The sequence below is a fragment of the Nonomuraea sp. NPDC002799 genome, from assembly GCF_053592075.1.
Map to the genome: position 1 here is coordinate 1 of NZ_JBSFVA010000090.1, position 8,251 is coordinate 8,251.

The 8,251-nt window shown below is 70.1% G+C and carries 7 protein-coding genes; 5 read left to right on the forward strand and 2 right to left on the reverse strand.

Annotation, left to right across the window (positions count from 1 at the left end; genetic code table 11):
- Nucleotides 1–171: 171 nt before the first annotated feature.
- The gene (locus ACWD0F_RS51235) at nucleotides 172–837 is read right to left on the reverse strand and encodes a response regulator (protein WP_449890320.1); all 666 of its coding nucleotides are present in this window, start codon (nucleotides 835–837) and stop codon (nucleotides 172–174) included.
- Entirely contained in the window at nucleotides 834–2,069 is a 1,236-nt protein-coding gene (locus tag ACWD0F_RS51240) for a sensor histidine kinase (RefSeq protein ID WP_449890322.1), read from the reverse strand. The genes ACWD0F_RS51235 and ACWD0F_RS51240 overlap by 4 nt, the downstream gene beginning before the upstream one ends.
- A gap of 134 nt (nucleotides 2,070–2,203) precedes the next feature.
- Between ACWD0F_RS51240 and ACWD0F_RS51245 the strand changes: the two genes are divergently transcribed.
- The 5 genes from ACWD0F_RS51245 to murJ all read left to right on the forward strand — a co-directional run bounded on the left by ACWD0F_RS51245 (nucleotide 2,204) and on the right by murJ (nucleotide 8,033).
- Nucleotides 2,204–3,127, forward strand: a complete 924-nt coding sequence (locus ACWD0F_RS51245) for an ABC transporter ATP-binding protein (RefSeq protein WP_449890324.1) — start codon at nucleotides 2,204–2,206, stop codon at nucleotides 3,125–3,127.
- Nucleotides 3,124–3,921, forward strand: a complete 798-nt coding sequence (locus ACWD0F_RS51250; RefSeq protein WP_449890325.1) for a hypothetical protein — start codon at nucleotides 3,124–3,126, stop codon at nucleotides 3,919–3,921. Before ACWD0F_RS51245 ends, ACWD0F_RS51250 begins: the two co-directional genes overlap by 4 nt.
- Nucleotides 3,922–3,941: 20 nt before the next feature.
- Nucleotides 3,942–5,102, forward strand: a complete 1,161-nt coding sequence (locus tag ACWD0F_RS51255) for an alpha/beta hydrolase family protein (RefSeq protein ID WP_449890326.1) — start codon at nucleotides 3,942–3,944, stop codon at nucleotides 5,100–5,102.
- Between the two features lie 111 nt (nucleotides 5,103–5,213).
- Entirely contained in the window at nucleotides 5,214–6,206 is a 993-nt protein-coding gene (locus ACWD0F_RS51260; protein ID WP_449890327.1) for a tyrosine-type recombinase/integrase, read from the forward strand.
- A gap of 93 nt (nucleotides 6,207–6,299) precedes the next feature.
- A complete protein-coding gene (murJ, locus tag ACWD0F_RS51265; protein ID WP_449890328.1) occupies nucleotides 6,300–8,033 on the forward strand; it encodes a murein biosynthesis integral membrane protein MurJ in 1,734 nt (577 codons plus the stop codon).
- The last annotated feature ends 218 nt before the right edge of the window (nucleotides 8,034–8,251 follow it).

An 8,251-nucleotide genomic window follows, 5' to 3' on the forward strand; every position in this document is an offset into this window, starting at 1 on the left:
AGTTGAGCGCACTCACACTGAACGTCAACCTATTTCACGAAAATCCCTACTCAACTGCAGGGACCAAAAGCCCATACCGTCACAGAACATCCTCTGAGAGGCGCCGTTGCCGGGGGGTAGCCGCCAAGTTGTCAGACAGTGGTTGACGGGGCTGGGCCGGCGCGCTTCTCGTTATCGATCGTCATGGAGCGGGGATACCAGGCCGGCGTCGTAGGCGGCGATGACGAGCTGGATGCGGTCGCGGGCGCCGAGTTTGGTGAGCAGGCTGGCGATGTGGGCTTTGGCGGTGCCGGGGCTGATGTGCAGGTGGGCGGCGATCTCGGCGTTGGACAGGCCGCGCCCGGCCAGGGTCAGCACCTCGCGTTCTCGCGCGGTGACGCCAGCCAACTCGCGTGGCCGCGGGCGAGGTTCGGGGCGTTCGGCGAACTCGGCGATGAGGCGGCGGGTGACGCTGGGTGCGATCAGGGCGTCGCCGGCGGCGACCACGTGGACGGCGGACAGAATGTCCTCCAGCGCCATGTCCTTGACCAGGAACCCGCTCGCCCCGGCCCGCAGCGAGGCGTAGACGTTGCTGTCATCGTCGAACGTCGTGAGCATGATCACGCGGGTGGCCGGCGATTCGGTGGTGATGGTCTGGGTGGCCTCGATGCCGTCCATGCCGGGCATCCGGATGTCCATCACGACCACGTCGGGACGTAGCTGCCGGGTGAGCTGGATCGCCTGGGTTCCCGTCCCGGCCTCCCCGGCGACAACGACGTCGGGAGTGCCGTCGATGACCATGCGCAGACCGGCGCGGATCAGCGGCTGGTCGTCGGCGAGCACGACGCGGATGGTCAACGTGCCTCCACGTGAGCGGTCTGGGCACGCCCCCGCGCTGAGGGCGGACTTGGTAGCGGGAGGGTGGCGGTGACGCGGAAACCACCCTCTGGGCGTGGTCCGGCGCTGAGACGGCCGTCCAGCAGAGCGGCTCTCTCGCGCATGCCGGCGATCCCGTACCCGCTGCCGGGTGAGGCCGCAGTGGTGGCGGTGCCGCGTCCGTCGTCGGTGATGTCGACGCGTAGTTCGTCGGGCGCGTAGTCGAGGACGACCTGGCAGTGGCGGGCGTCGGCGTGGCGGACGACGTTGGTCACCGACTCCTGGACGATGCGGAAGGCGCACCGGTCCACCGCGGGGGGCAGCCCGCGTGGCTTCCCCTGGCGGCGCACGTCCACGCGGACGCCGGCGGCCGTGGTCGTCTCGGCGAGCCGGTCGAGGTCTGCCAGCCCCGACAAGGGCGCCGCTTCCGGCTCCGATGCGGTGGGGGGCTCGCGGAGCACGCCGAGCATGTGCCGCAGTCCCTGCAGGGTCTGCCGGCCGGCGGCCTCGATCGCGGCGAGCGCGTCCCGCGCCTGTTCCGGCCGGCTGTCGATCACCCGCGCGCCCGCGCCGGCCTGGATGGCGATGACGCCGATGCTGTGCGCGACCATGTCGTGCAGCTCGCGCGCGATGCGTAGCCTGTCGGCCGTGACCGCCTGAAGCTCGGCCTGCGCACGCAGCGCCCGGCCGTACTCGCGTCGTTGCCGGAGCGCCGTGCCCGCCGTCCAGGCGACCACGACGCCCAGGCCGAGCAGGCCCGACAGCGCGAGGAAGCCTGACGCGAAGACGCGCAACCCCTGAGTCAGCAGGGCCACGTGCCAGGCCGCCTCCTGGACGATCAACGTGGTGGCCGCCGCGGCCAGGCCGGTACGGCGTGACCGGGTGGCCGTGATGAAACAGACCAGGAGATCGGCCACCGGCATCAGCGGCCAGACCCGCTCCGCGGGCTGCGCCAACGCCACGGCCACGAGCAGTTCGGCCAGCAGCACCGCCAGCACCGCGCACGGCCGCCGCCGGGCCCCCACCAGAGGAAACGCCATCGCGGCGGCGAAACCCGCGTGCATCGCACCCACGGGCAGCAGACTCTCGTCATCGGCCAGCGTCACGGCGTACAGCAGCGGCAGGGAGGCCACGACGGCACACCAGGTGAGCGCCGTCCGCACACCATGCGGCAGCCGCTGGGTCAAGGGTGGCCTGGGCATTTCATCGCGCACCCGGTCGATCGTAGTCATCGGTTTCCGCTGCGGGCATCGGCCTGCCGGCCTATGCCCGCAGGCCACCCCTGCCCGCCCGGAACCGGCCCGCAGCCAGATGTCACGCCTGCCCGGTCTGCGACACCGTTGGGCGGGTGATCGAAGTCAACCAACTGACCAAGCGCTACGGCGAGGTGACGGCCGTGAACGGCCTGACCTTCACCGTGCGGCCGGGCTGCGTCACCGGGTTCCTCGGCCCGAACGGCGCCGGCAAGAGCACCACGATGCGGATGATCCTCGGGCTGAACCGGCCCACCAGCGGCACCGCCACCATCGACGGCCGCCCGTTCGCCCGGCACCGGGCCGGCCTGCGGCACGCCGGAGCGCTGCTGGACGCCGGCGACGTGCACGGCGGGCGCAGCGCCGCGGCGCACCTATCCGCGCTGGCCCGCAGCAACGGCCTGCCGCGCTGCCGGGTGGGTGAGGTGCTGCGGGAGGTGGGGCTGGAGAGCGTGGCCCGCCGCCGGGTGGCCGGGTTCTCCCTGGGCATGCGCCAGCGGCTCGGCATCGCCGCCGCCCTGCTCGGAGACGCGCCGGTGCTGCTGTTCGACGAGCCCGTCAACGGGCTGGACCCCGAAGGGGTGCGCTGGGTACGCGGCCTGTTCCGGCGCCTGGCCGGCGAAGGACGCACCGTGCTGGTCTCCAGCCACCTGATGAGCGAGATGGAGCACACCGCCGACCGGCTCATCGTCATCGGCCGCGGCGAACTGATCGCCGCTGAGAGCCTGACCGCGTTCGCCGCCCGCGGCACCGGCGCGTCGGTCACCGTACGCACGCCCGACCCCGCCGAACTCGCCACCGTCCTCGCCCACGCAGGAGCCCACGTACGGCAGGACGAAGGCGCATGCCTGACCGTCACCGGGCTGAGCGCCGCCCGCATCGGCGAACTCGCCTACGAGCGGCGCATCCTGCTGTACGAGCTCGCCCCGCGCGCCGCCTCGCTGGAGCAGGCCTTCATGGAGCTGACCGCCGACCGCTCCGAGCACCGCAGCGCCGTACCAGAGGGTGACCCGCGATGACCTCTGCCCGCTTCCACGACCTGCTCGCCGCCGAATGGATCAAACTTTGGTCGCTGCGCTCCACCCGCTGGCTGTTCGGCCTCGGCATCCTGGCCATCATCGCGTTCGCCGTGCAGAGCAGCCTGGACGCCCGCAACGGCTGGCCCGACTTCACCCCGATGGAGAGGGCCAGGTTCAACTCCCTGTCGGAGGTGTTCAGCGGCCTGTCCGCCACCATGCTCATGATCGGTGCGGGAACCGTGGGCGCGCTCACCATTGTGGGCGAGTACGCCACCGGCCTCATCCGCACGACCCTGACCGCCGTCCCGGCCCGTCACCGCGTCGTGGCCGCCAAGCTGGCCGTCGTCGGCGCCGTCATGCTCGCGACCGGTGCGCTGATCTCGGCGGCCACCTTCGGCGTCAGCCAGGCCATCCTGTCCGGGTGCGGCGTCGCCGTCTCGCTGGGCGACTCCGCCGTGGTGCGCGTGCTGGCCGCCAACGCGCTGCTCGCGCCGGTCTCAGCGCTGGTCGGGATGGGGATCGGCGCGCTGCTGCGGCACACCGCGGCGGCCGTCGTTACGGTCTGCGGCGTGCTGGTCATCGTGCCCACATTTCTGCAGCCGACCGTCCACCAGTGGCTCAACGACCTGTACGCCCTGATCCCCTTTTACGTCTGGCGTACCTGCCTGGGCCTGCCCCAGCTCCGCGACGACCCTGCCCTACCCACGGTGGCCGGCTCCTGGGCCGTCTTCGCGCTGTGGCCGCTGGCCGCCGCCGTCCTGACCCTGCTCGTCGTGCGCCGCCGCGACGTCTGAGCACCTGCCGGAAGGAACCGATGAAGACCCCGCGCCTGCAGGCCGTCGCCCTGGCGGCCTGCCTCGCCCTGACCACGGCCTGCGCCCCCATGGCCTGCGCCACCACGAACGCGTCGGCCACCACCGATCTCCATCTGCAGCTGCCCCGTCCCACCGGGGCCGACCCGGTCGGCCGCGACATCCTGTCCCTGGTCGACACCAGCCGCAAGGACCCCTGGGTCCCCGAATCCGGCCCTCGCAGGCTCATGCTCTCCCTGTACTACCCCGCCCGCTCCGCCACCGGCGATCCCGCCCCGTACATGACCAAGGAAGAGGCCGCGTCCCTGATCCAGCGCAAGGCACCTGGCACCGGCCTGACGGCGGAGGCCATCAGCGGCACCCGGACCTACGCGCGCACCGGCGCCCGTCCCGAGGTGGGCCGCCATCCACTGGTGGTGCTCTCGCCCGGCCTCGGCCTGCCCCGGGCCAGCCTCACCGCCCTCGCCGAGGACCTGGCCAGCCGCGGGTACGTCGTCGCGTCGATCGACCATGCCTACGAATCCTCCGGCACCACCTTCCCCGGCGCAGGCCTGCTCACCTGCGCGCCCCTGTGCGACCAGCCCAGACCCCCCGAGGGTGGCAAGGCCACCATCACCAAGAACCGCGCCAAGGACGTCTCCTTCGTCCTCGACCAGCTGACCGGCCGCCGCCCCGCCTGGAAACACGCTGGCCTGATCGACCCCAAGCGCATCGGCATGGCCGGCCATTCACTCGGCGGCGACGCCGCCTCCGCCACCATGCTGGCCGACCGGCGGGTCAAGGCGGGCATCAACCTCGACGGCACCATCAACGCCACCCTCCCCGCCACCGGCCTCGGCGACCGCCCTTTTCTGCTCGTGGGCAGCCAGTCCGACCACAGCCCTGGCAAGGACCACACCTGGGACGGCACCTGGCCGGTCCTGAACGGCTGGAAGCGCTGGCTCACCGTCGCCCAAGCCGTCCACGACAGCTTCACCGACCTGTCCATCGCGGAGAGCAAGGCCGACCTGTCGGCTTCCGGCACCATCGCCGCCGAACGCGGAATAGCGATCACCCGCGCCTACGTCACCGCCTTCTTCGACCAGCACCTCAAAGGCAGGGCACAACCCCTGCTAGACGCCCCCACCCAGGGCAACCCTGAAGTCGCCTTCCACAGCCCATAATTCTGCACCACATGATCATTCCCGGACTGCGAGCCTGACCATCGCATCAATCGCCGGACGAATGCACCGTACTTCCGAGATTGACGTCATCTCGGAAGTACACTCCCAGATGTGACTTCCGAGATTACGCAACCCGGATCTCTCCAGAAGCCCGGATCCGCTTCCGAGATTACGAAGCCCCGTCCGGGCGCCCGACCGACCAGGCTGCCGCCCGCATATGACGTCATCCTCGACGAGTACGCCGCCGCGCTGGAGCGCGCGCCACTGACGGCCGAGACCCGGCGCACCTACCGCTCCCGCGTGCGGATGTACCTGGCCTGGCTGGCCGACCACGCCGCCACCTACACCGCCGACCCTCTCTCCGATCGGCAGGCGCGGGACTGGGCCGTGCGCGACTACCGGATGTGGCTGCTGCGCGACGGCCCCGCCCGGCGCAGCCGCGTCTACGTCAACTCCGCCCTCACCGCCCTGGACGACTTCTACACCCGCCGGGGCCTGGGCAAGGCCGACATCGCCCGCGAAGACCTGCCCAAGAACGCGCCCCGCGCCCTGGAGGAGCGCGCCCGCATCCGCTGGCTGCGCGCCGTGGAGGCGCATCTGTCGCCCCGGGGCCGGTGCATCGCGCTGATCCCGTACTACGCCGGCGCCCGCATCAGCGAGGTCGTCCGCCTCGACGTCGACGACATCCAGATGTCGGCCCGCAAGGGCAGGCTGCGCCTGTACGGCAAAGGCAGCAAGTTCCGCGAGGTCGACATCCACCCCAAACTCCGCACCGAGCTGCAGCTCTGGCTCGATGAGCGCCCCAACTGGCCCCGCGCCGACGACAACCGTGCCCTATTTCTCAACGCCAAGGGCGGACGGCTGAGCGCCCGCGCCGCCGGCGGCATCATCGCCGAGATCGCTCAGAACGCTGGGCTGGATGATCCCACCACGGCGCACGTCCTGCGCCACACGCTCGCCACCACGCTGGTCCGCGGCAAGGCCGACCTGGTCCTGGTTGCCGAGATCCTTGGCCATGCCCGTCTGGAGACCACCCGGCGGTACAGCTTGCCGTCCGACAAGGACAAGGAAGACGCCCTCAAGCTGATCACGGTTGACCGCTGACCGTACGTCTGCCTGGGGAAACTGGCGTCAAGATCGACTCATGGCCGGTTTTCCCGATATCTCGGCTGGACCCGTATCCGGACGGGCCGGGCGATGGCGACCGCCACTATCGTCTCGAGGGTCACCGGCTTCGTGCGCACGTTGGCGCTGGTGGCCGCCCTCGGGCTGGGAACTCAGTTGCTGGACGCCTACACCGCAGCGAGCGTCACCCCCAACACCATCTATGAGCTCGTCTTCGGCGGCGCGCTCGCGAGCGTGCTCGTTCCCCTGCTGGTTCGTACGGCCGCTAACGGTGACATCGACGACGACCTGTTCGCCCAGCGGCTGCTGTCGTTGGTGGTCTATGGCCTTGGAGCCGTGGTGATCGTGACGATCATCGCCGCGCCGTTCATCGTGGACCTCTACGTTCCCGGGTTCAGCCCTGACCAGCGGCAGTTGGCAGTCGTCCTCACCCGGTACTTCATGCCCCAGATCCTGTTCTACGGCGTGAGCGCGACCTTGGCCGCGATCCTCAACGCACGCAGCCACTTCATCGCGCCCATGTGGGCCCCGGTGGCCAACAACCTCGTCGTCATCGCCACCGCCTCGATCTTCCTGCTGATCGGCGGCACCGGGAAGCTGGAGTCACTGACTCACGTTCAGCTGCTGTTGTTGTCGATCGGCACCAGCGCCGGAGTCGCCGCCCAGATGATCGTGCTCGCATTGGTCAGCCGGCGGACCGGATTCCGGCTACGGTTGCGCGCCGACCCGCGAGGCATCGGCGTCCGGCGCATCGTCGCCCTGGCCGGATGGACCATCACATCCGTGGCCGCCGCCCAGGCCGTATTCGTGGTGATCACCCGGATCGCCTCGCAGGCCGGCCCAGGCGCCGTCAGCGTTTACTCCAACGCCTACACGCTGTTCCAACTGCCCTACGCCGTGATCGCCGTCACCGTCATCACCGCGGTCCTGCCCAGAATGAGCCGGGCAGCGGCCAACCGTGACCTCGCCCAGGTCACCGCCGAGCTATCCCAGAGCCTACGACTCACCGGCGTGGTCCTGGTCCCCATCGCCGCAGCGCTCATCGTGCTCGGCCCGCAACTGACCACCGTGCTGTTCGCCCACGGCAACGCCTCACCCGCCGCCACCCATCTCACCGGCTCGGTGCTCGCCGCCTACGGCCTCGCGCTCGTCCCCTTCGCCGGCTACCAGATCATGTCGCGAGTCTTCTACGCCCTCGGCGACACCCGCACTCCTGAGCGTCGGCGTCTCCGCCGTCACCATCGCCACCTGCCTGGCCGCCGCACAATTCGCGCCCGGCCCGAACCTGATTATCGCCCTCGCGGCCTGCTCCGCCATCGCCTACACCGCCGGGCTCCTCCTCACGGCCCAGCTGCTGCGCCGCCGGATTGGCAGAGTCGATGGACACCGCTTGCTCAGTACCCACACCCGGATACTCGCCGCCGCGATCGTCGCGGGCCTCGCCGCATCTACTATCAACCGCATCCTCGGCACCACAGCCGGGACGGACTGGACCGGCTCGCTCATCACCGTCTGCGCCGCGGCCGTGATCGGAGCCGCCCTCTACGCCTTGGCCGCGCGAGTCCTCCGCATCACCGAATTCAGAGCCCTCACCACCGCCCTGCGGATCAGCAACACCTGACCACCACGACAACCAGCTCCAGGCCACGCAAGGCCCCACACGGCGAGGTATTCAGACAGTTGCAATATCCGACGGTGCCGTTAGTCTCGGAGAGTCCGGGTCGCGGTCGACCGCGTCAGCACCCACCAGTTCGACAACCAGGGCCGCCGGGTGTTCCTGGACATCCGCGGGCTGCTCGCCGATGAGCACGGCCTTCCCTTTCGTCATCGGGGCTCCTCCCAGCTCTCCGTCCGTTGCGGAACGAAACGGACGGAGCAGGTGTGTCCAGTCAGTGGTGTATCTCGATTTTGCTTGATTAGCGGGTGAGTGGGGTCAGGCGGCCTTCGAAGGTGATGGCGAAGGCGTTCAGGGCAGCCTTCCAGCGGGTGATCCAACGCTTGCGGCCCTTGCCGGTCGGGTCCAG

Coding starts and splice junctions, on each gene's coding strand:
- ACWD0F_RS51250 (WP_449890325.1), top strand. CDS start 3,124: ATGACCTCTGCCCGCTTCCACGACCTGCTCGCCGCCGAATGGATCAAA.
- ACWD0F_RS51255 (WP_449890326.1), top strand. CDS start 3,942: ATGAAGACCCCGCGCCTGCAGGCCGTCGCCCTGGCGGCCTGCCTCGCC.
- murJ (WP_449890328.1), top strand. CDS start 6,300: ATGGCGACCGCCACTATCGTCTCGAGGGTCACCGGCTTCGTGCGCACG.